Consider the following 26456-nt stretch of genomic DNA (forward strand, 5'->3'; position numbering starts at 1 on the left):
ACATAGGCTCAAGGCTCAGCTGTTCAACGCGAACAGCTTCGGGCCGGAGAACCCTTGTCCTATGTTGAAAATCTTGCACGCCGGGCGCCGCATGCGGGAGCTGCTGCTACTCACCACTGTGGGCCTTGTACCTGTGATTTCCGGTTTGCTGGTAATGATTGTTCAACTGGAAATGAAACTTGCGGAAAACGCGAACATCTCGGTTCGGGAAGCGGTGTTCAGCATCGATCAGGCGCTGAACAGGCTGAGCGAGGCTGCCCATCGCGCATTGCCACTTGCCGGCAAGCCCTGCGAAAACGTCAGAAGCGCTTTACAGGACCAGGTTGTCAGCCGCTCCATGCTCAGGTCATTGACCTTGGTGGAGGACAATGAAGCTTACTGCAGCAGCGCTTCAGGCTCAATGGACTACTTGTCGTCCTTGACGCTGTCGGGCCAACAGGTCGAACTGTCTTATGGGCAACCCGACAACCGCCGCAAACTGCTGGTCAACTTCTACCTGCAAAGCAATGGCGTCGGCGTAATCGTGACCGCGTATGCCTCACAGCTGCGCAATGAACTGGATGCTTTTCAGGATGGGCTGACACTGGTAGTGGAGTTCGACGATCGCTATATCTGGAGCAAGGGTGATAGCCGTGACGCACAGCCCCCCTCGCAGTCCGAGTTCTTGGCCAACGCCTTGTCGGCCAAGTATGGATACAGAATCAAAGGCGGCTATGCACAGGGTTTCACCGCCCAGGAAATACGCCAGTCCATGCTGCAGATCCTGCCATCGTTGATGTTGGTGGGGATCGCGACCAGCTTGATCGTGTATCTGGGCCTGTTCAGGACCCGCTCCTGCAAGCCTGAGAGCGCCGCCAACAACCCATGAAGGCAGGCGCTACCCAGAGCGGCATCAGTCGGTGCTCAGTACACCACGGCGAACTTGGTCCCGTTCGATGGATTCGAACAATGCCTTGAAGTTGCCTTCACCAAAGCCGTCGTCACCTTTGCGCTGGATGAACTCGAAGAACACCGGCCCAAGCAAGGTTTCCGAGAAAATCTGCAGCAGCAGGCGCTTGTCGCCGGGCTGCGAGGCGCCATCGAGAAGGATGCCACGCGCTTGCAGTTGATCGACCGGCTCGCCGTGACCAGGCAGGCGCTCTTCGAGCATTTCGTAGTAGGTTTGCGGTGGCGCGGTCATGAAGCGCATACCGAAGCCCTTCAGGGCATCCCAGGTCTTGAGCAGGTCATCAGTCAGGAAGGCCACGTGCTGGATGCCTTCGCCGTTGAACTGCATCAGGAACTCTTCGATCTGCCCGGCACCCTTGGAGGACTCTTCGTTGAGCGGGATGCGGATCATGCCATCAGGAGCGGTCATGGCCTTGGACGTCAGGCCGGTGTACTCACCCTTGATATCGAAGTAACGGATTTCACGGAAGTTGAACAGCTTCTCGTAGAAGCCGGCCCAGTAGGCCATGCGTCCGCGGTAGACGTTGTGGGTGAGGTGGTCGATGATTTTCAGGCCGGCGCCCACCGGGTTGCGATCCACGCCTTCGATGAAGTTGAAATCGATGTCGTAGATCGAGCTGCCTTCCTCGAAACGGTCGATCAGGTAAAGCGGTGCGCCACCAATACCCTTGATCGCTGGCAGACGCAGTTCCATCGGACCCGTTTCGATTTCCACCGGCTGGGCGCCCAGCTCGAGGGCACGGGCATAAGCTTCATGGGCATTGCGTACACGGAATGCCATACCACAGACAGACGGGCCGTGCTCAGCCGCGAAATACGAGGCGATGCTTTTGGGCTCGTTGTTCAAAATCAGATTGATGCCACCCTGACGGTAGAGGTGCACATCTTTGGAGCGGTGGGTAGCCACCTTGGTGAAACCCAGTATCTGGAAGACCGGCTCAAGTACGCCAGGGGTCGGCGAAGCCAGTTCGATGAATTCGAAGCCCATCAGGCCCATTGGATTGTCGAAGATATCAGCCATGTTCGTGTCCTCATCTGCAGCGAAATATTATTGATTGCGTGGGATGCGGAACAAAAACGGCGGTGAGCACGGGATGCCCCGCACGCTGCGAGCGAGGAAGCCACCTATGATCAGCTTGAACCCATGGTATGTCATATGGACCCATTCTCGGCGGGCTTGATCCTTCGGAAATGAAGGACCTTATTGTTGTATTCGTAAACCGATTCTACATTGCGTAAAAATTTTTGTCGCGTTTTAGTTGCTCGCACGGTCAGGCAAACGGCTATCCTCTCGTTTATCCCTCATAGTAGTCAGGTCAGCATGCCCCTCACCACCAAACGCCGCGCCGCGCTCAGCTGGCGTACCCTGTTGCCCTGGGTCGTCGGCGTACTGCCGGTAATGTGCGGCCTGGGCGTGATGAACTGGCAGATCGAGCGCGAAATGCAAGCCAGTAGCCAGGCCACCACCCGGCAGGCGGTGGAGCACGTCGAGCGCATCCTCGACAACCTGTCCGCTGCTGCCAATGCGCTGCTGCCCCTGGCTGGCAGCGCTTGCGATCAAGCCCAGCTCACGTTGCGGGCCCAGGTTACCCGCAATGCCTTCGTGCGCTCGACCAACCTGTTCAGGCACAACAACCTTTATTGCACCTCGTTGTTCGGCGAGTTCGAGGAACCGGTCAATGCAGCCGACTACGTAGACGGCAAGCTATGGCTGATGGACGGCAATTCGGTTACGCCTGGCCACCCGCTACTGGTATACCGTGCCAGCGATGGTGACCACGGTGCAATCACCACGGTGGATGGCGACCACCTGCTGACGGCATTGCGCCTGATCGGCCCCGATGAAGAACTGCAAATCCGCGTCGGCGACGCCTGGATGGGCAAAGACGGAGTGGTGCACAAAGGCGTACCACCTGCCGCCTCCAGCGCCAACGTGTTGCTAGGCTCCACGCGATACCCGTTTAGCGTGCAGGGCGGCTACAGCGCCAACAAGCAAGGCCAACTGTTACGCAGCCACTACCCGGCCCTGCTCAGCCTGCTGCTGGTGCTGGGGGTTGTGGCGGCGCTGGCATGCCGCTGGCAGATTCGTCGCGTCACCTCCCCCCGTGCCGAACTGGATCGCGCCCTGCAGGCCGATGAGTTTCTGCCGTATTTCCAGCCGGTGGTACGCAAAGGCGATTACCGCTGGGCCGGCGCCGAAGTGCTGATGCGCTGGAATCATCCACGAGAAGGCCTCGTTCGCCCTGACCTGTTCATCCCATATGCAGAACACAGCGGGCAGATTGTCGCCATGACCCGGGCGCTGATGACGCATACCGCGCAAAGCCTGGCACCTTATGCCGGGCTGATGGAGGACGGCTTTCATGTTGGTATCAACATCACCGCGGACCATTGCCGCGATCTCAGGTTGCTGGATGACTGCCGTACGTTCCTGCAACACTTTCCGCCCGGCCGGGTGGTACTCACCCTGGAGCTGACCGAGCGCAAACTGATCGAACCCACGCCCGTGGCCCTCGAACTGTTCGAAAAACTGCATGCCATGGGCGTAATGATTGCCCTCGACGACTTCGGCACCGGCCAGTCGAGCCTCAACTACCTCCGGCAATTCAAGGTCGACTACCTGAAGATCGACCAGAGTTTCGTCGCCATGATAGGTGCCGATGCGCTGTCGGTGCACATTCTCGAAAGCATCATCGAGCTGTCGGCCAAGCTGGGCCTGGGCATCGTAGCCGAGGGTGTCGAAACCGACATTCAGCGCGACTACCTGGCCGAGCATGGGGTGGACTTCCAGCAGGGTTACCTGTTCGCCAGGCCCATGCCAGCTGCCCAGTTCCTTGAAGCCCTGGCCACACGCCCGGGCGCTGCGCAGTTGCCGCAAGGCGCTGCCCCTGAGATCATGCGCGGCTGATTCACTCGCTCAACTCCCGTATTCGAGGCATTCGTGTCAAAAGGCATTGTTTCATCGGTCATGGCGTCTTGTCTGTTCGCCGTGATGTACTTCTATACCTCGCTGCTCAAGCCACTCGATGGCGAAGAAATCTTTGGCTGGCGCACCCTGTTGACGCTGCCCTGCCTCACCTTGTTCATGCTTGTCTCGAAGGACTGGAAACGGGTCGGCGAGCTGTTGGGCCGGGTAAAGCGCACGCCGGTGCTGTTGCTCGGCATGGTCGGTACTTCGTGGCTGATGGGCGTGCAGCTGTGGCTGTTTCTCTGGGCGCCCCTGCACGGGCGTAGCCTGGAAGTGTCGATGGGCTACTTCTTGCTCCCGCTGGCCATGGTCCTGACCGGGCGGCTGGTGTATGGCGAGCGCCTGTCGCGCCTGCAAAAGGTGGCGGTGGCCTGCGCCGCGCTGGGCGTGGGCCACGAGCTGTACCAAAATGGCAGCTTTGCCTGGGAAACCCTGTTGGTGACGATCGGTTACCCGATCTACTTCGTGCTGCGCCGGCGTTGCCGCACCGACCACCTGGGTGGCCTGTGGTGCGACATGTGCCTGCTGCTGCCGTGGGCCCTGTACTTCGTTATCCAGGGCCCGCTATCCAATGCCGACCTGCAAGCACACCCTGGGCTGTATGCGCTGATCCCGATCCTTGGGGCGATCAGCGCCTCGGCCCTGATCGCTTACGTACTGGCCAGCCGCATGTTGCCATTCAGCCTGTTCGGCCTGCTCAGCTACGTCGAACCCGTGCTGCTGGTGGGGGTGGCATTACTGCTAGGCGAAACCATCGGCCCGGATCAGTGGTTGACCTACCTGCCAATCTGGGCCGCAGTGCTGGTGCTGGTGCTCGAAGGCTTCAAGCACCTGTTGCGTCAGCGCCGCCGTTCGGTGTAAGCCGAACCTGGCGCACCCGCCGCTCTTCAACCGCCTCCACGGTCAGCATCCAGCCGTTCCAGGCCAACTGATCACCCACCATCGGCAGGCGGTCGAGCAAGCTCATCACCAGGCCCGCGAGGGTCTGGTAATCTTCGGTAGCACGGGCACTGAAGCCTGTACGGGCCTGCACCTGGCTCAAGTTCAGTGCACCACTGACCACAAAGGCTTCACCCTCCTGAACGATGCCGGGGCCTTCTACCTCGCTCGCATCCGGCAATTCACCGGCAATCGACTCAAGGATGTCGGTCATGGTCAGCAGGCCGGTAAAGTCGCCGAACTCGTTGACCACGAATGCGATGTGGGTCGACTGGCCACGCATCTGCTCCAGGGCATTGAGGATGCTGAAACTCTCCAGCAGGTTCAACGGCGCCCGGGCCATGCTTTCCAGATCGGGTTGGTCGCCCGACAGTAGCTCTTTGAGCAATTCCTTCTTGTGCACAAAACCCAAGGGTTCGTCCACACGGCCATCGCGGATCAACGGCAGGCGCGAGTACGGCGAGTTGACCAAGGCCTGGGTAATGGCCTCGGCCGGCTGTGCCAGGTCGATCACATCGACCTCGGCACGCGCGGTCATCACCGTACGGATCGGCCGCTCTGCCAGGTTCAGCACACCACTGATCATTACCCGCTCACGGCGGTCGAACAGCACCTGTTCCTCGCCACCTTCGACCAGATCGGCGATTTCCTCACCCACCTCGTCAGCTTCGATCCGGCGGCCGCCCAGCAGGCGCAGCACCGCATGGGCAGTACGTTCGCGTAGCGGTCGATGCTGCTGCAAGCTGCGCTTGCGGCGGGCACGGGCCAGCTGGTTGAACAGCTCGATCAGGATCGAGAAGCCAATCGCCGCATACAGGTAGCCTTTCGGGATATGGAAGCCCAGGCCTTCTGCAGTGAGGCTGAAACCGATCATCATCAGGAAGCCCAGGCACAGCATGATTACCGTGGGGTGGGCGTTGACGAAACGGGTCAGCGGCTTGCTGGCAACGATCATGATACCGATCGAGAAGATCACCGCGATCATCATCACCGACAGCTCATCGACCATGCCCACCGCCGTGATCACGGCGTCCAGCGAGAACACTGCGTCCAGTACCACGATCTGGGCGACGATCGGCCAGAACGCGGCATGGCGCAATGTGCCACTGGCCTGTGTCACGTGGCCCTCCAGGCGTTCATGCAGCTCCATGGTGGCCTTGAACAGCAGGAATACACCACCGAACAGCATGATCAGGTCACGGCCAGAGAAGCTCTTGCCGAATACGTCGATCAGCGGCGCGGTAAGTGTGACCATCCACGAAATACTGGCCAACAGGCCCAGACGCATGATCAACGCCAGGCCAAGGCCAATGACCCGTGCGCGATCACGCTGGTGAGGCGGCAACTTGTCGGCGAGGATGGCGATGAACACCAGGTTGTCGATACCCAGCACCAGCTCAAGGACGATAAGCGTCAACAGGCCTAGCCAGGCCGTTGGGTCGGCTAGCCATTCCATTAGCGGGTACTCACGAGGAAGGCGTCACAAGGACAGGGAAAGGATGGCCGAAACGGCCGAAAACTGGGGGGCTCCGCGAAGGTGCTCATATAGACCTTGATAACAAATTGGGAGGATGATGCTACAAGCACAGCAGGTTTCTCTAGTAGCGCAAAACTATTACAAAACCTGTAACACCTCTGCACTGCACGCTTCCAGTTGTGGAGAGGGTACTTTTGTTCAATACCTCTGCAAGCGGATGCCCGAGGATGAAGCCCTCCTTCAGCCATTCGGATTTCCCTCATGAGCCTGTCCTTGTCAATGGCCGCCTTCGCCTTGGCGGCCTCGATTTCCCCCGGCCCGGTCAACATCGTCGCACTAGGCAGCGGTGCCCGCCACGGCCTGCGCGCCAGCCTGGCACATGTGGCCGGCGCCACGCTGGGCTTTTGCCTGCTGCTGGTGCTGGTCGGGCTGGGCGTGCATCAGCTGATGTTGCGCTGGCCTTTGCTGGGCCTGCTGTTGCACTGGAGCGGTGTGGCATTTCTGCTGTACATGGCGTGGAAACTGGCCAGTGACGATGGCAACCTGGGCAGCGAACACCCGACCATGGCCCCTTCAGCCTGGCAGGGCGCGGTAATGCAGTGGCTCAACCCCAAAGCCTGGTTGGCAGCAGTCGCCGGCGTGGGCGCCTACACCGGCGGTGAACAGCACCTGCTGTGGCTGTTCGCCTGGATCTATGGGCCAATCTGTTTCATCTCGGTGGCCTGCTGGGCGTGGGCCGGGAGCGTGATCCGGCGGTATCTGGGCAATCCACGGCATATGCGCCTGCTGAACCGAGGGTTGGCCGTGTTGCTGATTGCCAGTGCGGTTTACCTGATCATTCAGCCAAGCGCATTGCGATAATGCCCTGGTGTCGCCGCCAGTTGCTGCTTGAATGCCCGCTGCAAATGCGCCTGGTCGGCAAACCCGGCCTCCTGTGCCACTTCGGCAATCGCCCGGCCTTGCCGCAGCCGCGCCCTGGCCAGCTGCACGCGCTGGTCGAGCAGATAGCCATGCGGGGTCAGGCCGAAATGTTGGCGGAACGCACGAATCAGGTAGGAGCGTGACAGGCCGCAGGCCGCGCAGATGTCCTCGAGGCTCAACGCGTCACTGCGGTGGGCGCGTATGAATGCTGCCGCCGCCTGCAGTCGAGGGTTGCCCTCGTCACTCACAGGGGCACTGCCACCCAGTAATTCCGGCAATCCGCTGAAGAAAGCCGCCAGGCGCGCTTCGCGATCTGGCAGACGGGTATCGAACAGGTCGGCGAAGGTTTGCAAAAGCCGCTGGTACAACAGTGGCGAACGGCTCCAGGTCTGCGCCGGCAAGGCAAACCCCAAGGCCTGCAACCAAGGCTGGTCGACGAACAGCATCAGGTAGGACCACGGCTCCCCGGCAACAGGGTTGCAGGTATGCACCACACCCGGGTTCATCAGCACCGTGGTCCCCGCCGTCACCTCGACACCCTGACCGGCGTTAAGGTAGGTGCTGCGCCCACCCGTGATCACCCCGATGGAGAAGCTTTCGTGGGCGTGCGCGGCGTAACACACCTTGCGCCCGTCCCCTACCCTTCGGGCTTCGACGAACGGCAGCGCCGGGTCGCGCCAGAACCGTGATACCTCGATCATCCTTCGCCTCGCCCGCCGCAGCCATGTGCCCGAATACTACACACTTAGCGTGGGAACAGGTCCAGTGTGCGCTCTACCTCGCCGATATCGATCCGAAAACCGTCACCTTCGGGTATGCCGACCACGAAACCGAAATGCTGGTGGTCGCGGTCCGTCAGGTACTTGTAGTAACTGACAAAGCGGTTAGGTGGCTGCAAGGTCAGCAGGCAACCGCCTGCCTGCAGCACATTCACGCCGTGCACCAACTGGCTGCCCTCTACCCCGATCACCACTTGGGCACCGGCGCAGGCAGCGACAATACTCGGCAGGTCGGACTTCAGCGGGTTGACGATGCGAAAACCACGGGTAACGCGCAAGTGCTCGGCAAGCTCAAGCTCGTTGCGCAAGAGGCGCAGGTCGCCATCACCACCGCGCAGCAGGAACACCCCAGGATGTTGCGCATGCGGCACATGCGAAAGCAGCTTGTCGCCCATCGCACGATAGCGGGCATGCCGGCTGCGGTTGTTGCTCTGGTCATCGAACAGCACCAGCTCACGGAAGAACGCACTGCGCAAACGCAGCGGTTTCATACCCAGCAACTCCTCATAGGCCGGTGCCTGAGTAAACAGTGGAAACCGGGCAGAAGGTGCGGTGGTCACCGGGATACCTTCGTTACAAGCCAGCGCATAGGTCGGGCAATCTTCCATCAGCCAGGTGCCGAACCACGAGTTGCCGTTTTGCGTGCAGTAGATAGCCGCGCGGTCGATCTCATTGTCGACGATGATGGTCGGGAAGGTGCTTGGCTTCAGTGACAACCAATGGCTGGCCTTGCCCTTGTACAACGCCCCGTCGATTAGCCACACATCCTTGATCAGGTAGCCGCGGGTTGGCCCTTGCAGCGTATTGACGCCGCCTTCCATGGTGCGTGCCGGGTGCACGTAGGGGTAGAAGCGCTTGCCTTCCCAGCCTGTCACCCGTTCCAGCTGGCCGGGCAGAAAAATGGCTGGCGGCGAAACCGTGGCTTCGCCAGGGGCTATGTCCCAGCTCTTGGTGGCGATGCTTTTAAGGTCGATGGCCGTGTTCTTGCCCAAGCGTTTACGCGCCATGTAGCGATAGGCGGCCAAGGTCCAGGTGTGATGCTTGGCTGCGGGCGATGCACTGAACTGCGAGATATCGCCTCCCATGAAGCGTCCTCCCTTGATGACGAAGTCTGAAGCCTGGCGCAAGGCGCCCTATCAATGCATCCCTGGCAGCCACTCAGTTGCATGTGACCCTTTCCATGGTGGGCGGTGACTGCTGGCTTGCGTAACGGCTGCGCAACGTTTCCACGAACGGCTCACCTGCACCGTTGCCACCGTACAGATAAATCTTGTGCAGGCCGCCAAACACCATTTCGTGGTAACGGCTGGCAACTTCCTCATCGCTAGGCCCATCCGGCAACCCCAGATGCAGCGTGAGCTTGTCGCCTTCGACGGCGAACATCGGCGTGTCCCACAAAAACTTCGCCGTGCCGGTCTTTGGCAGGCGGACAAACAGGTACGCATGGTTACCCAGTGAGTCGATATCACCACCCCGGCGGCGCTTCCATTTCAACAGGCCGTCGTCCGGGCGTGCCAGGCACAGGCCGATGTCGTAGTAATCGAAGCCCTGCTCCAGTGCCCATTCAAGCGCCATGAAGGTGGTGATCGAATTCACCTCGCGCAGTTTCTTCGCATCGGAAAACACCGCCTCGCAATAGCCAAAGCGCAAGGTGCTCCAGTAACGCTTGCCGCCGCGTACCACTTCACACCCCAGGTGGCAGCCGATCACTTCATCGCCCAGCATGATCAAGTCGAGCCGGCCGACGCTCTTGGCAATTCGGAACACCTCTTCGGTAGGGAACTGCGCGGCGTGGATGCCTTGCCTGGCCGTGGCATAAGGGCGCAGCAGGTCCCGGTCGGCCATGCTGATTTCGTCGTCCGAGAGGGCTTGGCGCATGTGATACAGCGGCCGGTTCTTGCGAATGCTGCGGCGCAGTTCGCTGTCGTAGCGGGCCGTGATGTCATCCAGTGGTCGCCCCAGCGGCACCACGGCGCTCAGGTAATGCGGCACGGACAGCGCCCCCGAGGTCGGCATTTCGCTGATGACCACCACATGGTTGGCAGCCGCCGTGGCATTTGCACCCTCCACGATCGATGCGCTGCCCTGGCCTTTGCCGCCGATCAGCAGCTTGGCCATTTCCCGTTGCTGCTTGCGGCCGATGTAGAGGATTTCGTACGGGCTCTCCTGCTGCGGCCGAAACCTGGCAACCTCCCACCGCCAGAAACAGGCACGCGCCATCGTTTCTCGCGTTTTGCTGGCCAGCAGTCTCATTTCGTAGCGCGTGGAGGGCGACAGGAGCTTTCGCGCCACAGCTGTCAAGGTCTCTTTCATTTCTTCTTCAACGTCCTTTGAAGTGCTCTATGGCCATGCGTAAAGAGAGAAAAAACCAGCAAAAACACTTAACGCTTTGATTTTTATAGTTTGCCCTACAACTTTCCTATCACATTCAGTAACAATTTAAGATGCCCCGAAAGGCTTTGGCAAGCGGCTCTTCGCTGACTTTAGAACAAGTTTCATGGCGTCAAATTTTCTGCTCGAAACGCTTTCATCATCGAAACTTTGCTATAACCGTGCCGATAAGCACGATACTCCGTTACCACTTGGCTATTGATAATTAGCGTTTGATGCCTTCTTTGCATAAAAGGAGCATCACCATGCCTGATTACATCCCGCATCAAGCCCTGCTGAAGGCGCAGCTACCCCATTGGGCCCACCGGGCAACACCCAAACAGTGGGCCGCGTTGCAGCAAACCCAGGCTAATGCGTGGCAAGAGCAGGATTGGTTCGCCAATGCCGCCCCAGACCTGCGCCAGGCAGCGCACGCCAGCCAGGCACGCCTGGTTCGCTCACAAGCCGCCTTGGCCCGCTCACTCAAGGGCCTCGCACAGATCACCGAATTCGCCGAACCCTTGCTGCAAGGCCACCTTGCGGCACATGGTTTTCACGCGCCACTGCGCAACAGCCAGTTGCTGCGGGTTGAAAGCAACTGGCACTGGGTCGGCTTACGCTATCTCTACAGCCATCGTCGCGACAATTTGTTACAAGCGGCCCTGCAGAACTTTGCCGATGACGAAGTATTTACCTCCCAGAGCGCGATTGCGCTGAAGGACAACATTTATGTCACGGCAATTCAGGTTCAAGGGTACGCTCCCCTTGGCATGCAGGTGCCGACTGCGCAGTTTCCACTGAAGTCGGAACACTACCAGGTAGATCGTTTGCCGCTTAGTCCCGAAGCCTTCGCCACACTGTGTCGAGAACTGGACTTGGGTGGCACCTACCAGGCCCATCTGACACACCATTTAGGGCAACCCGGCGTTCGCGCGCAAGCCATGCACGTGCAACAAGACAGCCTGCGGCTGGCGGCCGACCTGGCCTACCTGCGACACCTGCTTGGCGGCAACGCTCGTGACGAAATAGAGCGACTGTTGCAAGGTGACAACGTGACGTGCTGGCAGCTGGCGCTGTTCGGCAGCATCCTGCACGAAGTGATGCTGATCGATGTCGGCAGCGCGGGGCTTGCGCTGTTCTTGCCTGGCCATGACCCAGCGCTGCGCCAGTGCCATGACCTTGAAGCGGTGCATGAAGCGTTGGCGACGTTGTTGCTGGAGCCCGCAGCGCGCCAGGCATTTACCGCCTACATCAGGCTGGATGAGCGCGCGCACTTTCTCGACCTGCTGCAACAGAACCTCGACGCCTCCGGCAACGCTGCCTTCGACCGCCCCTGGCTGCGTGCAGCGCACGTGGACTTGCGCCCGACGCGCCAGGTGATCGCGGCAGAGCCGTTCGGCTACTACCAGGACCAGCACCTGGCCCGCCTCAAGCATGAAGCCAGCCAGCTTGCGGTACCGACCGCAACGGCCGATGCCAACGCTCGAACCAAACGCCTGGAAGAATGGGAAAGCCTTGGCTGGGATGCACTGAACGTTGCCGGCTTCTTCATACCAGGGGCAGGCCCCTTGATGCTGGCCGTCACCGCTTGCCAGTTGCTGGGCGAGGTATTCGAAGGCTACGAGGCTTGGGAGGAAGGCGACCGCCACCTTGCCCTGCGCCATCTGGAAGCCGTCGGCCTGAACCTGGGCCTCATAGGCGGCCTTGCCGTGGCAGGCCGCGTGGTCCCCAAACTGTTCGGCAGCCCGCTGCTGGAAAACCTCCAGGAAGTGCCCGGCAACAACGGGGGCTACAAGCTCTGGAATCAGGACCTGACCCCTTACCGCAGTAGCATCGAGCTGCCAGAGCATCTGCAACCCAATGCGCAAGGCCAGTACCTGCACGAGGGCCAGCAATTCATCCGCCTGGACGGCCATCTTTTCCAGCAGCACTTCGACAACACGCTGCAGCAATGGCGCATCATTCACCCGGATACACCGGATGCCTGGCAGCCACCGCTGGAACACAACGGGCAAGGTGCCTGGCGCGGCCAGCATGAACAGCCCGCCCAGTGGCCTTTCGCAACACTCGTGCGGCGCCTGGGTGAGCCATTCGCAGCGTTCACACCCCAGCAACTGGAGCAGGCCGGGCGCATCTGCGGCATCGACGCAGAACGCTTGCGACAGGTGCACCTGCAAGGCCAGCCAACCCCGCCGCTGTTGCTCGACACCCTGCAACGCATGGCGATACGGACCGAAGTGCGAGGCATGGGTGCAAACGCAGCGCCGGGTCTGTTCGACCAGCTCTACAACGGCGACGCGGCAGTCGCCCCCGCAACGCAGCAGTTGCTTACGGCCTACCCACGCCTGTCTCCCGCCTTGGCCAGGCGGTTGCTGGCACGGCTGGACGATACTGAATCACTCACCTGGCAAGAGCACGGCGAGCTCCCCAAAGCGATTGGCCAACAGATCCAACGGGCACACAGCGAGCTGCCGCTGGTACGTGCGTTGGAAGACTTGTTGCATCCTGCGCGGTGCAGCGCTGACAGTGAGCGCCTGCTGTTCAGCGCACTGGACGCCCTGCCCGAATGGCCTGCTGACCTACGCCTTGAGTTGCGCGCTGCAAGCCCGCAAGGCCCAATGTTGAACTACGTCGGCAGTGAGCAGGCCACCACCCTGTGCCGGGTGATCAAAACGGCCGAAGGCTATGAGGCCGATCTGGGAGAGCGCCCGGCGCCCGCGCTGCGTGATGAGGACCTGTGCCGTGCCGTGGAGCAGGCGCTGCCACGCGTGCAGCGCGAAGCCCTCGGCATTGCACGAAGCGACGGCAGCGTAGTGCGCCAGCGCGTACTGGCGTGGGTCGATAGAAACAGGCCCGTGCTGGCGCAGCGACTCTGGGGAGCGCCTCTGCAGCGGCGCTCGACACAAGGCTGGCTACGCGGCGGCCGCCCCCTGGAGCCGTTGCCAGCGCCCCCGCTTCAGGCCGGTTCTCTGGCAGCGGCTTACCGCCGCATTTTCCCCGATGCCACCGATGCGGAATTCGCCGACTGGCTGGGCGATGAACAGGAAGACCACGACCTGTATGACATGCGTACACCCACCGAGCGACTGCGAGACCTCCAGCAGCACCTGAGCGCTCTGCGGCAAAACCTGCAGCAATGGGCAAGGCCCGACCCATCAAGCCCGCACCAGCGGCACCTGGCAGTGCGCCCAATCATCAACGCCTGGCGCCGCCTTTCCTGGCTGCCATTCGGAAGCACTGGCCGACTCTTCAGCCTTGACCTTTCCGGCCTCGACCTGCGCAACGAGGACCTGGCGACACTCTACCTGCCCGATCAATTCACCCACATCGAACACATTGCACTTAACGACAACCCGATGCTCAGCCACCTCCCAGCTGATTTTCACGAACGTTTCCCCAACCTCAAGCGCCTGTTTCTCACCAATTGCCGTTTCCAGCGCCTACCTGAACTGACCAACCCCGAGCATCTACTCTGGCTGGACCTGGACAGCAATCGCATCACCTGGGATCGCCAGGCTCAACGAACGCTAAACCAGTTCAGCCAACTAGGCATACTTGATCTGACTGACAACCCCCTGCTTCAGGCACCCGACCTGCGTCGGCTTTCCGGGCTCAGGACCGTGTTCCTGTCTGGTTGTGCGCTCACCGAACTGCCGCGGGGCCTGCACCTCATCAGTGAACCTGTGGTACTGGACCTTACATCCAACCAGTTCCAGCAACTGCCTGCCGCGTTCAACGTTCCACACCCGGTAGCTGAATCCCTGAGCCTTGAAAGCGAGTGGCTGGGCCAGACTGCATTGGCACAAATCGATGCCTACAACACCGCCCACGGTGTCGATCTGATGGTAAACGAAGATGATTACCTGGACTTCTTCGAGAACACAGGCCCTGCAGAAGTCGAATTGTGGCAACGCTTGCCACTGCAATTTCGCCGTGACCTTCGGCCATTGCTCGACCAAGAGCCCTTCCTGTCGCAGCCGAATCAGGCCCGCAGGGAATTCTGGAGACGTTTGACAGTGATCGATACGAATCAAGCCCTGCGCGAGGAGTGGCTCACCCACCCGCCACGCGACCTTTTCAATCTGCCGCTTTAGTCATGTTCGCGGTGCCTGTCGGCGCATCGGCAGGCATTTGCTCTGCGGGTGAGCCAGACTGGTGTTTTTTCCGCAGCCGGTGCATGCTCGAGGCTGAAGCGATTCACCTGGCTTGAAACCCGCCCTGTAATGTGAGGTGCAGTACCCATGGACCGTCTGCTCGATTCACTCTTCCCCAGCGCCGATAACATTCCGGAAGCCTGGCGCCTGGGAGCCCCCCTGGAACAACGCGACTACCTGGTCAACGGTGAACTCAGGCGCTGGGACGGCCCCCTGGCCACGGTGCGCAGCCCGGTGTGGCTCAAGCAAGGCGACACCGAGCATCAGGTCATTCTGGGCAGCGCCCCGCTGCTCGATGCCGACACCGCGCTCACCGCCCTCGACGCCGCCGTACAGGCCTACGACAAAGGCCGTGGTGCCTGGCCGAACATGCGCGTGGCCGAGCGTATCCAGCATGTCGAAACCTTCCTCGCACGCATGCGTGAACAGCGCCAGGCCGTGGTCAAGTTGCTGATGTGGGAAATCGGCAAGAACCTCAAGGACTCGGAAAAGGAATTCGACCGCACCTGCGACTACATCGTCGACACCATCAACGCCCTCAAGGACCTTGACCGCCGCTCCAGCCGCTTCGAACTGGAACAGGGCACCCTCGGCCAGATCCGCCGTGCGCCACTGGGCGTCGCACTGTGCATGGGGCCGTACAACTACCCACTGAACGAAACCTTCACCACGCTGATCCCGGCGCTGATCATGGGCAACACCGTGGTGTTCAAGCCGGCCAAGTTCGGTGTGCTGCTGATTCGCCCACTGCTCGAGGCGTTCCGCGACAGCTTCCCGCCGGGGGTGATCAATGTCATCTATGGCCGCGGCCGGGAAACGGTGAGCGCGCTGATGGCCAGCGGCAAGGTGGATGTGTTCGCCTTCATTGGCACCCACAAGGCCGCCAGCGACCTGAAGAAGCTGCACCCACGCCCCCACCGCCTGCGCGCCGCACTGGGCCTGGATGCCAAGAACCCAGGCATCGTGCTGCCCCAGGTAGACCTCGACAATGCCGTCGAAGAGGCCGTCACCGGGGCGCTGTCGTTCAATGGGCAGCGCTGCACGGCACTGAAGATCCTGTTCGTTCACGAGGACGTGGTCGACGCCTTCCTCGACAAGTTCCAACGCAAACTGGCAGCGCTCAAACCCGGCATGCCGTGGGAGCCTGGCGTGGCGCTGACACCGCTGCCCGAGCCTGGCAAGGTCGACTACCTCGATGGCCTGGTCGCCGACGCCACGGCCAAAGGCGCGCACGTGCTCAACGAAGGTGGCGGGCACAGCCGCGGCTCGTTCTTCTACCCCGCCTTGCTGTACCCGGTCAGCCAGCAAATGCGCGTGTACCACGAGGAGCAGTTCGGCCCGCTGGTGCCGGTGGTACCCTACCGCGACCTGCAAACGGTGATCGACTATGTGCTGAACTCCGACTACGGCCAGCAACTGAGCCTGTTCGGCAACGACCCGGCCACCATTGGCAGCCTGGTCGACATTTTCGCCAACCAGGTCGGGCGCATCAACATCAACGCACAATGCCAGCGTGGCCCGGACACCTACCCGTTCAACGGCCGCAAGAACAGCGCCGAAGGCACACTGTCGGTGCATGACGCCTTGCGCGTGTTCTCGATCCGTACCCTGGTCGCCACGCGCTTCCAGGAGGCCAACAAGGAACTGATCAGCGACATCATCCGCAACCGCCAGTCGAGCTTCCTGACCACCGACTACATCTTCTGACGGCCGCGCTTATAGACAATCGATCTAGCGTCACTGTCGATTTTCCATCTGTGCAAACGACTCTAAGCAACAGGGCGTCCTCCGGCGCCCCTTGCACAGGAGCGTCCAACATGGCAGTCAAACCCATCCCCGAAGGCCAGCACAGCATCACCCCCTACCTGGCCATCAACGACGCCGCCAAGGCCATCGAGTTCTACAAGCAGGCCTTTGGCGCGGTTGAAATGTTCCGCCTCGATGCCCCAGGTGGCCGCGTTGGCCATGCCGAGCTGAAGATTGGTGATTCGTCGCTGATGCTGGGCGACCCCTGCGACATGGAAGGCGGCCTCACCGCCAGCCAGAAGCTCAGCGGCGCAGGCGTGGGCCTGCACCTGTATGTCGAAGACTGCGACAAAGTCTATGCCCAGGCCCTGGCCGCTGGCGGCACCCAACTGCACCCCTTGACCGACCAGTTCTACGGTGACCGCAGCGGCACCCTGAAAGACCCGTTCGGCAACATCTGGTTCGTCTCCACTCACAAAGAGGACCTGACACCCGACGAGATTCGCGCCCGCGCCGCGAAGATGTTCGGCGGTAACTGAGCGGCAAGTTGAAAGCGGCGCGACTTTGCTTGAAGCTTGAGGCTCGTAGCTTGGAGCCGCTTCATGCGAATCATCGACAAAACCGCCGTTCAGGTGCGCAGCCTGACCCCTGCCGAAGAAGAGCTGCTGGTCGGCTTTGCCACCGGCAGCCTCGCCGGCCCGCGCCTGCTGCAAGCCAACCAGCTGCTGATGAAGGTGCGCAATGCCAACCAGTGGCTGGCCTGCGATTGCCGCAACGACGCCTTGCCGGTGCTCAATGTCACCCTTAACGGCAACACTGGCACGCTGTTCCTCAAGAACAACCCAGGCACCGCCGAGCACGCGCCCGGCTGCCCGTTCACCAAAGACGAGCAGGAAGCCGCCGAGCGCGAAAACGACCCCGCGCCACCCGCCGCCTGGCTACCGCCAGACACCCCCTTGCGCCTGATCGGCGACTTGCGCGCAGGCACAGCCGGTGCAGGCAGCGATGGCAGCGATCGGCGCGAACAACAGCGCCTGCTGTCACTGCTGCTGACCTGGCTCGAAACCAGTGGCCTCAACCTTTACGCCACCCACCTGAAAAAGGACCTGACCGGCCAGTTCGCCGAACTGCGCAGCGTGGCCAGCCGCTACCCGCTGCTGGAACGGGTGCCTGCCAGCAACTACCTGGAAACACGCCTGGACATGAAGCACATGATGATGCTCAAGTCCCGCCTGCGCGAAGCCTCGGTGTTCGGCAACCACCGCCGCCACGGCCTGCTGTTGGACTGCGTCGACCAGATCAAAGGGCGCAAACTGTTCAACAACCGCAGTGAAGACGGCTTCGACTTCCAGGGGCACCACCTGTACTGGGGCGGCAGCCGTACCACCGGGCCGTTGCTGGCCCTGATGATCTACTCGCCGACCAGCGCCGGTAGCCATTACTACGAGCTGATTCATGTGGCCAGCGTGCCCGTGCTGTCACGCGCGCACCTGTTCCCGGTATACCGCGATGAAGAACGCGAGCCGCTCAAGGCGCTGGTGTCGCTGATCGACTGGATGGCCAGCAAGGGCGTGAAAGTGCAGATGCGCAGGCCGGTGATTGGCGGGCAGGTCATGGATGAGCTGCTGATGACCTCGGACCAGGACCGGGTGCTGTCGGTGTCACTGCTGGAACAGCCGATCGGGCCCGAGCCGGATGCTGAAAATTTCAAGCGCTACGCCGACTTCAAAAGTTTGGAAACTTTCCGCAAGTTCGTCGCCGGCTTTTTCATGCGCGAGCGTTGATACCCGCCCTTGCACGAACCCTTGTAGGAGCGGCCTTGTGTCGCGATCGGGCTGCAAAGCAGCCCCTCGATTTTTGCGGCGGCAATGATATTCAGGGGCCGCTTTGCGGCCCATCGCGACACAAGGCCGCTCCTACACGAGATTGCATTGTTCAACGATTGCGTGTCAGCCCAAAAACAGCGTGTACGCCGGGTTATCCGTCTCATCCCAATACCGATACCCCATCTCATCCAGGGCCAATGGCAACCCCGCCAGCTCATCCACCGGCACTTCCAAAGCCGCAAACACCCGCGCCTCCGCTGCCCCATGGTTACGGTAATGGAACAGGCTGATATTCCAGCGCTTGCCCAACCGCTCCAAAAAGCCCAGCAACGCCCCAGGCCGCTCGGGGAACTCGAAACGCAGTACCCGCTCATCCGCGCCCGGTGCTGCATGCCCGCCCACGGTATGGCGCACATGCAGCTTGGCCAGCTCGTTGTCGGTCAAATCCAGCACGTTGTAACCCTGCTCGCGCAAGTTGGCCAGCAACTGCTCGCGCGGGTCGTGCACAGGGTGGGTTTGCACACCCACGAACAGGCGCGCTTCCTTGCCGGGGTAGTAGCGGTAGTTGAATTCGGTGATTTGCCGCTTGCCCAGCGCCTGGCAGAAGGCGCGGAAGCTGCCCGGTTGCTCCTGGATGGTGACGGCGATGATCGCCTCGCGCTGCTCGCCCAGTTCAGCCCGCTCGGCCACATGGCGCAAACGATCGAAGTTGACATTGGCCCCGGAGTCGATTGCTACCAGGGTCTGCCCCTGCACGCCTTCGCGCGCCACGTACTTCTTGATCCCGGCCACGGCCAGGGCCCCGGAAGGCTCGGTGATCGAGCGGGTGTCATCGTAGATGTCCTTGATTGCCGCGCACAGTTCGTCGCTGCTTACCGTTACCACCTCATCGACGAAGTGCCGGCACAGTTCGAAGCAATGGGCACCGATCTGCGCCACCGCCACGCCATCGGCGAAGGTGCCGACCTGCGGCAAGATCACCCGCTCGCCAGCTGCCATGGCAGCCTGCAGACAGTTGGAGTCTTCCGGCTCCACGCCGATCACCTTCACCTCTGGGCGCAGGTACTTCACATACGCGGCGATACCGGCGATCAAGCCGCCTCCGCCTACCGGTACAAAGATGGCGTCCAGGGCACCTGGGCGCTGGCGGAGGATTTCCATGGCCACGGTGCCCTGCCCGGCAATCACGTCCGGGTCATCGAACGGTGGTACGAAGGTGGCGCCTTCGCTGTCGGCCAGTTTCAATGCGTGGGCCAGGGCATGAGGGAAGCTCTCGCCGTGCAGCACCACATGCCCGCCGCGCGACCGCACCCCTTCCACTTTCAACGACGGGGTGGTGGTCGGCATGACGATGGTGGCCTTCATGCCCAGGTGCGATGCCGCCAGGGCCACACCCTGGGCGTGGTTGCCCGCCGAAGCGGTGATCACCCCGCACTCGCGCTGCGTGGGGGTAAGACGCGACAGGCGAGTGTAGGCCCCACGAATCTTGAACGAGAACGTAGGCTGCAGGTCTTCGCGCTTTAGCAGTACTTGGTTACCCAGGCTGGCGGACAAGGCAGGCGCGGCCTGCAGGGGCGTTTCGATGGCCAGGTCGTACACCGGCGCGGCAAGAATGCGCCGCACCTGCTCCGACAGCAGTTGCTGGGGGGTGACGGTGGTACGAAGGACACTGAAGCTGGTCATCGATGACTCCTTGGCTGTTTTCACGTTGCCCAGGAGTCAGAGAGAAAAAACCCGCCTCCAGGGCGGGTTCGGTGCACGTACGCGCTAGCCCGCCAAGCTGATAATGGCGGTAATAATAATGGCGTTCACGTACGGGAATGTGTTCATGGGATAGGAACTTAGCCTGCCGCCCGGCCGCAAGTCAACACTTGGCTTGCTGCGCCGAAAGCGGCACATCGAACACCTTGTCGAAGCCCCACTGGAAGACGAAGGCGTAAACGAAGAAGAACACGAACAACGCCAGGTTGGTCAGCAGTGCCGCCCACAGGCTCACGTCCAGCCAGTACGCCACCAACGGCAGCAGAATCACCACCAACCCGCCCTCGAAGCCCAGCGCATGCAACAGGCGCCGCAAGAAAGTGCGCTCCCGCTTGTGCTGGCGCGCTTCCCAACGCTCGAACACCCAGTTGTAGCCCATGTTCCAGCTCATCGCGATGCCCGACATCAGCACCGACAACACGGTCGACTGCGCCATCCCGGCACCGAACGCCAGTTCCAGCGCGGGCGCCACGCAGGCGACGGCGATGGCCTCATAGAGAATGGCCTGGACGATCTTGCGGGCCTTGCCTTGCATGTTCAACTCCCTGAATAAACGACCTGTAAAACTACAAGATGTAGCCTGTAAGAAAAAGCCCGAAATTTGGACAACATCGCGTTCGGCTGCTTGTATCTATCCCGTACAAACAGTGACATCTCGTACAACTTCGTCGAAGGAACCGAGCGAGGATAATGACGATGGCCCCCTCTACCCTTTCGGTGGCTGCCACATGAGTTTGGCATTCATCGATTTTCTCACCTATGTGCTGTTCGGCCTGAAAATTCTGGCAATCACCCTTGCCTCGCTGATGTTCCTGTTGGGCCTGGACGACCTTTTCATCGACCTGTGCTATTGGGGGCGAAAGCTGATCCGGCGTTTTCGCATTTACGACAAGTTCGAAAAAGCCGATGAAAAGCGCTTGTTCGAGGTGCCGGAAAAACCCCTGGCCATCATGGTCCCGGCCTGGAACGAAGTAGGCGTGGTCGGTGAGATGGCGCGCCTGGCAGCCTCGACGATCGACTACGAGAATTACCAGATTTTCGTCGGCACCTACCCCAACGACCCGCAAACCCAGGCCGACGTCGACGCGGTGTGCCTGCACTACCCCAACGTGCACAAGGTGGTCTGCGCGCGCCCTGGCCCCACCAGCAAGGCCGACTGCCTGAACAACATCATCGACGCGTTGCTGCGCTTCCAGCAGGACGCGGGCATCGCGTTTGCCGGCTTCATCCTGCATGACGCCGAAGACGTGATCTCGCCCATGGAGTTGCGCCTGTTCAACTACCTGCTGCCAAGCAAGGACATGATCCAGATCCCGGTGTACCCCTACGCACCGGAATGGAAGGGCTTTACTGCCGGCCACTATGTCGACGAGTTCGCCGAAAACCACGGCAAGGACGTGATCGTGCGTGAAGCGCTGACGGGCCAGGTGCCCAGCGCCGGCGTCGGCACCTGCTTCAGCCGCCGCGCCATCAGCGCGCTGCTCGAGGACGGTGACGGCATCGCCTTCGACGTACAGAGCCTGACCGAAGACTACGACATCGGTTTTCGCCTGAAGCAAAAAGGCATGAAGTGCATTTTCGCCCGCTATTCCATCACCGACCCGGCACTGACCCTGAAGCAGGACTGGCGCCCGGGCATGAGCCGCGAATTCTCCCAGGTAATCTGCGTACGCGAGCACTTCCCACGTGACTGGCAGCATGCCATCCGGCAGAAGTCGCGCTGGATTGTCGGCATCGTGTTCCAGGGCACCAGCAACCTCGGGTGGAGCCGCAAAGGCGCACTCAACTATTTCCTCTGGCGTGACCGCCGTGGGCTGTTCGCCTACCTGCTGAGCTTTCTGGTCAACCTGTTGCTGCTGGTATTGCTGGCCATGTGGCTGGTCACGGTGGTCGCGCCGAATTCGTGGCGTTTCATGTCGATCCTAAGCGACAGCTGGCTGCTGTCGACCCTGCTGTGGCTGAACGGCCTGATGCTGTTCAACCGGCTGTTCCAGCGCGCCTGGTTCGTCACCCGCTTCTATGGCATCGGCGAGGGCCTGCTGTCGGCACCGCGGATGATGTGGAGCAACTTCGTCAATTTTTTCGCCAACCTGCGCGCCCTGCGCCAGGTCATGGAAATGGGCGATTCGCGGCGCGTGGCCTGGGACAAGACCACCCACGAGTTCCCCGCCATCGCCGCACCTGCCCGCATACCACTGGGCCAGCGCCTGGTGGCCAAGGGCCTGATCAGCGACGAACAGCTGCAGCAGGCCATCACCAGCCCGGTTCGCCGGCGCCTGGGCCGCGAACTGCTACTGCGCGGCTGGTTGAACAGCGAGCAGTTGGTGGCCACCCTGGCCGAACAGTTGGACTTGCCCTGGGCACCGCTGAACCCGTTCAAGCTCGACCCGCAGTTGATCGCCAAACTGCCGCGCAAGCTGGCCACGCATTATGGCGTGCTGCCGGTGGATGAAGACGGCGACACGCTGATCCTGGCCAGCGAAAGCCCGGTCAGCCAGGTGTCGCTTGGGGTTATCAGCCGCCAGCTGAAACGCCCGGTCAAGGCCCGCCTGGCACCCCAGGGCCGGGTCACGCTGGGCCTGCGCTACCACTACCCAAGCCCCTGGCAGAAGCCAGAAACCCGCGACATGCTGGCCGTCCTTGAACGCCACCAGGACAACGAAGCGCTGCTGGAACGGGTCAGCCATCACCAGGTCATGCTCGGCGCACTGCTGCAGGTGCGGGGCATGGTCCCGGTCACCCTGTTCAACCAGGCGCTGATCGACTTCGACCCTGAACACCAGAGCCTGGGCGAGCACCTGATCGCCCGAGGCATCATCACCGAACAGGTGCTGGAGCAGGCCCTGATCGAACAGGCCAGCGAACAGCAGGCCGCCTTTGACCTGACCCGGGAGGTGGCATGAAGCCGCGCTTTTCCCTGACTTTCACTGGACTGTTGCTGTTCTGCGCTGCCCTGCCCGCCGCTGCTTCGGCGCCGATGACCGACTTTCAGCGGTTCACCAGCTTTCCGTTCATGGACCGCAGCTACCGCGAGGCCAAGAAAGACAATTGGGCGGAAGTCGAGCGCCTGACTCGCCACGTGCTGGGGCGGGTGCCGAACAACGACGAGGCGCGTGCCCTGCTGGTCGAGGCCCTGGCCCACCAACGCCGTTACAAAGAGGCCCAGGCGCAGGCCGAGCAGCTGGGCGACAGCCCCGAGTATGCCGACGCCCTGCTGGCGCTACGCTTGACCTGGATCGAACAGGACCCACCGGCGGCCAGCCAGGTGGAACAATGGCTGGCCGCCAGCGACGGCAACCAGCGGGTGCGCCTGTGGCAGGCCTACAGCCTGAGCCTGGCCAAGTTTGGTGGCGCGGCCAAGGCGCTGGACTGGCTCAACCAGCTACCGCCCGGCAACGACGGCCAGGTACTGCGCCTGGCTCGGGCCAACTTCGCCGAGCAACTGCGCAACTGGAAAGAAACCATCGAACAGCTGCAGCCGCTGGCCGACAAAGGCCAGTTGCCCGCCGAAGACTGGCAACGCCTGGCCAATGCCTATATCCAGAAAGTCGACGAAAAAGGCCTGAATGCGCTGTTACCCAGCGCGCCATCCGCCACAGCGGCCAACCAGGCGCGCCTGGCCATGGCCAACCGCGCCATTGCCGTTGGCCACCACCAGCAAGCCCAACGCTGGCTGCAGTCGCTACCGCCCGAGCAACTGCAGCACCCCGAACAGCGCCAGCAACTTTGGCAGTTGGCCCGCGAAGGCGACGACGCTGCACTGGTGCAGCGCCTGAGCAACGACCTGCAACGCCCTTGCCTGGAAACGGTCGACTGGTTGTCACACCAAGACCCGGATCTGGCCCGTGAACAGTTCAAAGGCTGCACCGCCAGTACCGACCCGCGGGCCTACGCGGTGCTCAAGCAACGCCTGTACGGCGACCCACCACAACCTGCGCAGCCGCGCACCGCTGCCGAATGGGAGAAACGCTACCGGCAGAGCGGCGACCTCGCCGCGCTGGAGCAAGCCACCTTCCTGCTGACCGAACAGGGCCACGGTGATCGCGCCCGGCAACTGCTGGAGCAGGCCTACGACCGTCGCCAGGGCCGCCTCACCCCCTCGCTGCTGCAGCGCCTGGGCAACCTGTATGCCCGAAACGACGGCCCGCTGGACAGCCGACGCATGCTCAGCCTGATCCCCCGGGTCGACGCCAATACCCGCGCCCAGTTGCTTGGCCGGCTGGCCGAGGCCGGCCTGTGCGATGCCGTGCGCCAGGCAGTGCCGGCTACCCCGGGCGAGCCCGGCCAGTACCGCGCCCTTGGGCGTTGCGCCATGCCCGACCAGCCGGGCGAGGCGGTGGTCTACTACCAGGCCGCCGAACGACTGGGCGACAATGGCAACCGCTTGCCACTGGCCTACGCACTTGAAGCGGCCGGCGACTCCGAAGCCGCCCTGCCCATCTGGCGCAGCCTGCCGGACAGCGCCTGGACCGACAACGCCCGCCTCACCGCCGCCCGTGGCGCGCTGAATGCAGGCGACGCTGGTGCAGCCCGCCGCTACTGGGACGCCGCCGCACACCACAGCGCCGATGACTGGGCGCTGGGCGCCGCCATCGCCCAGCGCCAAGGCGACCCGCAGATCGCGCTGGGCTTTCAGCGCCAGGCGCTGGCGCACAACCCACGCGCCGATCACTACTACGCCGCGTCCAGCACCGCGCAACTGGCTGGCGACAGCGCGCAAAGCACCGCCTGGCTGGCCGAAGCCGTGCGCCTGGCCCCCGATCAGCCGCGCTATCGAGCCGATTACGGCATGCGCCTGGCCGGTTCGACAGACAAGGCCCAGCGCATTCAGTCGATCCCCTACCTTGAGCGCGCCACCCACGACTTCCCCGAAGACTACCGCCTGGGCGAAACACTGGCCCTGCGCTACGACGAGCATGAAGACAGCGCTGCGGCACGCCGCGAACTGCGGCGCATCCTCGACGTAGAGCAGAACCTGGTCGACGCTGATGACGAGTACGGTAGCCTCGAAGCCCGCAAGTACCGTCAGCGCCGCGCCCACGAGAGCCTGTCACGTCGCGACACCATTACCCTGGCCAGCACCTGGTCACCAGCCGGCACCTCCACCAACGACAAGTTCCTCGACAATGGCCAGCGCAGCGGCAGCTCGCGCCGGGCGCAATCGCAGAACGTACAACTGGCCATGTGGGACCACGCTCTGGGCGAGGAGCCCAGCCGCAACGGCAGCACCCTGTCGGTGTATGGCCGGGTATTGTTCGGCGGCCAGAGCCGCACCGACTATGCACAAAGCATGGGTACCGGGGTCGGCCTGCGCTACAAGCCGCTCGGCCAGGCCAACCTCAACCTGTATGCCGAGTTGTACCACCAGCGCCAGATCGACGAAGAACACTACCGTGGCCTCAGCCTTGGCCAATTGCTGAGCCCGGCCAAGGTCGGCGGCAACTGGGGCGATTTACGTCACCACGCCGAATCGAGCAACGACTTGCTGCTGCGCGCCACCGCCTCGTTCCTTGACCAGGGTGACTGGCGCAACGACTGGCGTGTCGATGAGGACGATTGGAACGAGCGTTTCCTCTACCTCGACGCCGCCTGGTGGACCCGTGCCGGCGACCACGCCTGGCTGTCACGCTTCCAGCAGGACCACGCCTGGAAACTGCCGGGCAGCTCCCCGCAAACCCTCATGCCTTACGGTTTTGTCGAATTTTCCAGCCAGGACCCAAGCAACGACTGGCGCCAGGATGCCCGCGCCGGGGTCGGCGTGCGCTGGCAATGGTGGTTCGACGACGACCGCTACAACGCCTACCGCGGCTCGCTGAAAGTGCGTGCCGAATACCAGCAATCGCTGGGCGGCAACCTCTACGAGCGCGCCAACGGTGTGCTGGTCGGTGCGGAGATGACTTTCTGATGCGTACGATCATCGCCTATTGCCTGCTGGTCCTGTGCCTACAGGCCTCCGCCGACCAGCGCCTGTTCTACCAACCGCTGAACCGTGATGCCAGCGTCACCCCCGCCCAATGGCAGCAACTGTGGCATGCCACCGCTGCCCAAGGTGGCAACACCCTGATCGTGCAATGGAGCGCCTATGGCGACAGCGATTTCGGTGGCGCCCAGGGCTGGCTGGCCAACAGCCTGCGCACGGCGCGTGCCGAGGGCCTGCAGCTGGTTATGGGGCTGTACATGGACCCGGCCTATTACCAGCGCCTCGAGCAACTGGATGGCGAGGGCCTGAACAGCTACTGGAAGGCGCAATTGGGCCGTTCGCTCAGCCAGTACCAACACCTTCGTCAGGTGTGGCAGTTGCCGGTGGATGGCTGGTACCTGCCCATGGAACTGGACGACCAGCATTTTCGTGATGGCGAACGACGCGATGCGCTCTACAGCCAACTGCAGGCGTTCAACCGCCAGCTGGACAAACCGTTGCACATCAGTGCATTCAGTGCTGGCAAGCTGTCGCCGCGCGTCCATGCCAGCTGGCTGGATCAACTGGTCGGGTTGGGCTTGACCGTGTGGTGGCAGGATGGCGCCGGTACAGGGCGTTTGCCGCCGTTGGTGCGCCAGAGCTACGAG

The 26456-nt window shown here is 62.0% G+C and carries 18 protein-coding genes; 11 read left to right on the plus strand and 7 right to left on the minus strand.

Going from position 1 to position 26456, the window contains the following annotated elements:
• Positions 1-61 precede the first annotated feature (61 nt).
• Positions 62-868, plus strand: a complete 807-nt coding sequence (locus APH35_RS10750; protein ID WP_012272144.1) for a CSS-motif domain-containing protein — start codon at positions 62-64, stop codon at positions 866-868.
• 24 nt (positions 869-892) lie between these two features.
• Here the strand turns inward: APH35_RS10750 and hppD are convergent, their stop codons facing one another.
• Positions 893-1969 carry a 4-hydroxyphenylpyruvate dioxygenase gene (gene hppD, locus APH35_RS10755; RefSeq protein ID WP_012272143.1) on the minus strand — a complete coding sequence of 359 codons (1077 nt, stop codon included), beginning with the start codon at positions 1967-1969 and terminating at the stop codon, positions 893-895.
• Positions 1970-2269: 300 nt separating this feature from the next.
• On the opposite strand from hppD, the gene APH35_RS10760 reads away from it, so the two are divergent.
• Together APH35_RS10760 and rarD are read left to right on the plus strand one after the other, a co-directional pair.
• Entirely contained in the window at positions 2270-3856 is a 1587-nt protein-coding gene (locus APH35_RS10760; RefSeq protein WP_012272142.1) for an EAL domain-containing protein, read from the plus strand.
• A gap of 33 nt (positions 3857-3889) precedes the next feature.
• Entirely contained in the window at positions 3890-4777 is an 888-nt protein-coding gene (gene rarD, locus APH35_RS10765; RefSeq protein WP_041166484.1) for an EamA family transporter RarD, read from the plus strand.
• Here the strand turns inward: rarD and APH35_RS10770 are convergent.
• Positions 4740-6311 carry a TerC family protein gene (locus tag APH35_RS10770; protein WP_012272140.1) on the minus strand — a complete coding sequence of 524 codons (1572 nt, stop codon included), beginning with the start codon at positions 6309-6311 and terminating at the stop codon, positions 4740-4742. The genes rarD and APH35_RS10770 overlap by 38 nt on opposite strands.
• A gap of 282 nt (positions 6312-6593) precedes the next feature.
• Between APH35_RS10770 and APH35_RS10775 the strand changes: the two genes are divergently transcribed.
• Positions 6594-7193, plus strand: a complete 600-nt coding sequence (locus APH35_RS10775) for a LysE family translocator (RefSeq protein ID WP_012272139.1) — start codon at positions 6594-6596, stop codon at positions 7191-7193.
• Here APH35_RS10775 and APH35_RS10780 read toward each other — a convergent pair.
• From APH35_RS10780 to APH35_RS10790, 3 genes are all read right to left on the minus strand, one after another.
• Entirely contained in the window at positions 7172-7954 is a 783-nt protein-coding gene (locus APH35_RS10780) for an AraC family transcriptional regulator (protein ID WP_060493479.1), read from the minus strand. The two genes, APH35_RS10775 and APH35_RS10780, sit on opposite strands and share 22 nt — an antisense overlap.
• 44 nt (positions 7955-7998) lie before the next feature.
• On the minus strand, positions 7999-9117 hold the full coding sequence (locus tag APH35_RS10785) for a glycosyltransferase 61 family protein (protein ID WP_012272137.1): 1119 nt from the start codon (positions 9115-9117) through the stop codon (positions 7999-8001).
• Between the two features lie 73 nt (positions 9118-9190).
• Positions 9191-10345, minus strand: a complete 1155-nt coding sequence (locus APH35_RS10790; RefSeq protein WP_060514774.1) for a hypothetical protein — start codon at positions 10343-10345, stop codon at positions 9191-9193.
• Between the two features lie 323 nt (positions 10346-10668).
• Here APH35_RS10790 and APH35_RS10795 point away from each other — a divergent pair, with 323 nt between their 5' ends.
• The 4 genes from APH35_RS10795 to APH35_RS10810 all read left to right on the plus strand — a co-directional run bounded on the left by APH35_RS10795 (position 10669) and on the right by APH35_RS10810 (position 18086).
• Positions 10669-14496: a dermonecrotic toxin domain-containing protein gene (locus tag APH35_RS10795; protein WP_060514775.1), complete on the plus strand. Its 3828-nt coding sequence runs from the start codon at positions 10669-10671 to the stop codon at positions 14494-14496.
• Between the two features lie 147 nt (positions 14497-14643).
• Positions 14644-16263 (plus strand): NADP-dependent glyceraldehyde-3-phosphate dehydrogenase, encoded by a 1620-nt coding sequence (locus APH35_RS10800; protein ID WP_060514776.1) that lies wholly within the window; start codon positions 14644-14646, stop codon positions 16261-16263.
• A gap of 110 nt (positions 16264-16373) precedes the next feature.
• The gene (locus APH35_RS10805; protein WP_012272133.1) at positions 16374-16841 is read left to right on the plus strand and encodes a VOC family protein; all 468 of its coding nucleotides are present in this window, start codon (positions 16374-16376) and stop codon (positions 16839-16841) included.
• A 63-nt stretch (positions 16842-16904) separates the two neighbouring features.
• On the plus strand, positions 16905-18086 hold the full coding sequence (locus APH35_RS10810) for a hypothetical protein (RefSeq protein ID WP_012272132.1): 1182 nt from the start codon (positions 16905-16907) through the stop codon (positions 18084-18086).
• Positions 18087-18251: 165 nt separating this feature from the next.
• Here the strand turns inward: APH35_RS10810 and ilvA are convergent, their stop codons facing one another.
• On the minus strand, positions 18252-19811 hold the full coding sequence (gene ilvA, locus APH35_RS10815; protein WP_082425770.1) for a threonine ammonia-lyase, biosynthetic: 1560 nt from the start codon (positions 19809-19811) through the stop codon (positions 18252-18254).
• Between the two features lie 181 nt (positions 19812-19992).
• Positions 19993-20424: a PACE efflux transporter gene (locus APH35_RS10820; protein ID WP_003253887.1), complete on the minus strand. Its 432-nt coding sequence runs from the start codon at positions 20422-20424 to the stop codon at positions 19993-19995.
• 193 nt (positions 20425-20617) lie between these two features.
• Between APH35_RS10820 and nfrB the strand changes: the two genes are divergently transcribed.
• From nfrB to APH35_RS10835, 3 genes are all read left to right on the plus strand, one after another.
• Positions 20618-22792 (plus strand): cyclic di-3',5'-guanylate-activated glycosyltransferase NfrB, encoded by a 2175-nt coding sequence (gene nfrB / locus APH35_RS10825; RefSeq protein ID WP_060514777.1) that lies wholly within the window; start codon positions 20618-20620, stop codon positions 22790-22792.
• The gene (locus APH35_RS10830) at positions 22789-25794 is read left to right on the plus strand and encodes a phage receptor (protein ID WP_060514778.1); all 3006 of its coding nucleotides are present in this window, start codon (positions 22789-22791) and stop codon (positions 25792-25794) included. The genes nfrB and APH35_RS10830 overlap by 4 nt, the downstream gene beginning before the upstream one ends.
• On the plus strand, positions 25794-26456 hold a 663-nt coding region (locus APH35_RS10835), incomplete at its 3' end, for a DUF4434 domain-containing protein (protein ID WP_060514779.1). The genes APH35_RS10830 and APH35_RS10835, both read left to right, overlap by 1 nt.

Origin of the sequence: Pseudomonas sp. NBRC 111132 (genome assembly GCF_001320565.1) — a bacterium.
Classification (GTDB): Bacteria; Pseudomonadota; Gammaproteobacteria; order Pseudomonadales; family Pseudomonadaceae; genus Aquipseudomonas; species Aquipseudomonas putida_P.